This window comes from Azoarcus sp. Soil_N_20 (genome assembly GCF_057656155.1).
This window is the reverse complement of record NZ_JBDGKX010000044.1, coordinates 1-1,453: the sequence shown is the minus strand read 5'-3', so window position 1 is coordinate 1,453 and position 1,453 is coordinate 1. Positions and strand designations below refer to the sequence as shown.

Here is a 1,453-nt window from a genome sequence, read left to right as displayed (position 1 = left end):
ACCCCGCTGCCGTCCGCCTTCACGCGGACCTTCACGTTGTAGTCAACCACGCGTTTGACCGGGACCAGTATCTTCAAGCTTCTCTCCTGAGGTTATTGATGGACGGGCGCCTGTCGCGCGCCCGATCGCAGGCGCTCAGATCACGCCTGCTGCGTGCAGGGCTTCGATCTCGCCGTCCGCCATGCCCAGGGTCTCGCGCAACACCGGGATCGTGTGTTCGCCAAGCAGCGGCGGCGGGTTGCGGTACTCGACCGGAGTGGCCGACAGCCGCATCGGATTTGCCACCAGCGGCACCGTGCCGGCCAGCGGATGGTGCATGTCAACCTGCAGCCCGCGCGCCTGCACCTGAGGATCGGCAAACACGTCGGCAAGCGTATTGATCGGCCCGCAGGGTACCGCCTTCGCCTCCAGTGCGCCAATCCAGTCGGTGGTACTGCGTTCGATCGTGAGCCGCTTGAGCGCCGGAATCAGCGTCGCCCGATTCTCCACCCGCGCCTTGTTGGTGGCGTAGCGCGGATCGCTCGCCAGCGCGGGCTGCCCGGCCTCTGCACAGAAGCGGGCAAACTGGCCGTCGTTGCCGATGGCGAGAATCATGTAGCCATCCGCGGTCGGGAAATCCTGGTAAGGCACGATGTTGGGGTGGGCGTTGCCGAGCCGCTGCGGATTCTGCCCGGTGGTCAGATAGTTCATCGCCTGATTGGCGAGACAGGCCACCTGCACGTCGAGCAGTGCGAGGTCGATGAACTGGCCCTCGCCGCTCTTCTCGCGCCAGGCAAGCGCCGCCAGCACCGCATTGGTGGCGTAGAGCCCGGTGAGGATGTCGGTGAGCGCGACCCCCACCTTCATCGGCCCGCCACCCTCGTCCCCGTCCGGCCGCCCGGTCAGGCTCATCAGCCCGCCCAGGCCCTGGATCAGGAAGTCGTAACCGGCGCGCGGGGCGTAGGGCCCATCCTGGCCAAACCCGGTAATCGAACAGTAGACCAGACGCGGATTGACCGCCTTCAGGCCGTCATAGTCGAGCCCGTACTGTTTGAGCCCGCCGAGCTTGAAGTTCTCCAGCACCACATCGGACTCGGCCGCGAGCTGCCTGACCAGGGCCTGGCCCTCGGGCCGGGTGAAGTCGATCGTGACCGAGCGCTTGTTGCGGTTGGCGCACAGGTAGTAGGCCGCCTCGGCGGTGTTTTCGCCGGCGGCATCCTTCAGGTAGGGCGGCCCCCAGCCGCGGGTGTCGTCGCCGACCCCCGGACGCTCGACCTTGATCACGTCGGCGCCGAGGTCGGCGAGCAACTGCCCGGCCCACGGCCCAGCGAGAATGCGGGACAGGTCGAGCACGCGAATATGCGACAGGGCACCGGCCATGACGGTCTCCGTGTGGATCAGTTGGCGAACGCGGCGATGCCGGTGATGGCGCGGCCGAGGATCAGCGCATGCACGTCGTGGGTGCCCTCGTAGG

The 1,453-nt window shown here is 67.2% G+C and carries 1 protein-coding gene and 1 pseudogene; both read right to left on the bottom strand.

Annotated elements, in window-relative coordinates; translation table 11 throughout:
- Window positions 1-77, bottom strand: a pseudogene (locus AC3A35_RS27775) (electron transfer flavoprotein subunit beta/FixA family protein); the annotation flags it as partial.
- A gap of 58 nt (window positions 78-135) precedes the next feature.
- On the bottom strand, window positions 136-1,359 hold the full coding sequence (locus tag AC3A35_RS27770; protein ID WP_487439788.1) for a CaiB/BaiF CoA transferase family protein: 1,224 nt from the start codon (window positions 1,357-1,359) through the stop codon (window positions 136-138).
- Window positions 1,360-1,453 lie beyond the last annotated feature (94 nt).

What these genes read in the sequence shown, in the direction of transcription:
- AC3A35_RS27770 (WP_487439788.1), bottom strand. Translation starts at nt 1,359, where the DNA reads ATGGCCGGTGCCCTGTCGCATATTCGCGTGCTCGACCTGTCCCGCATT.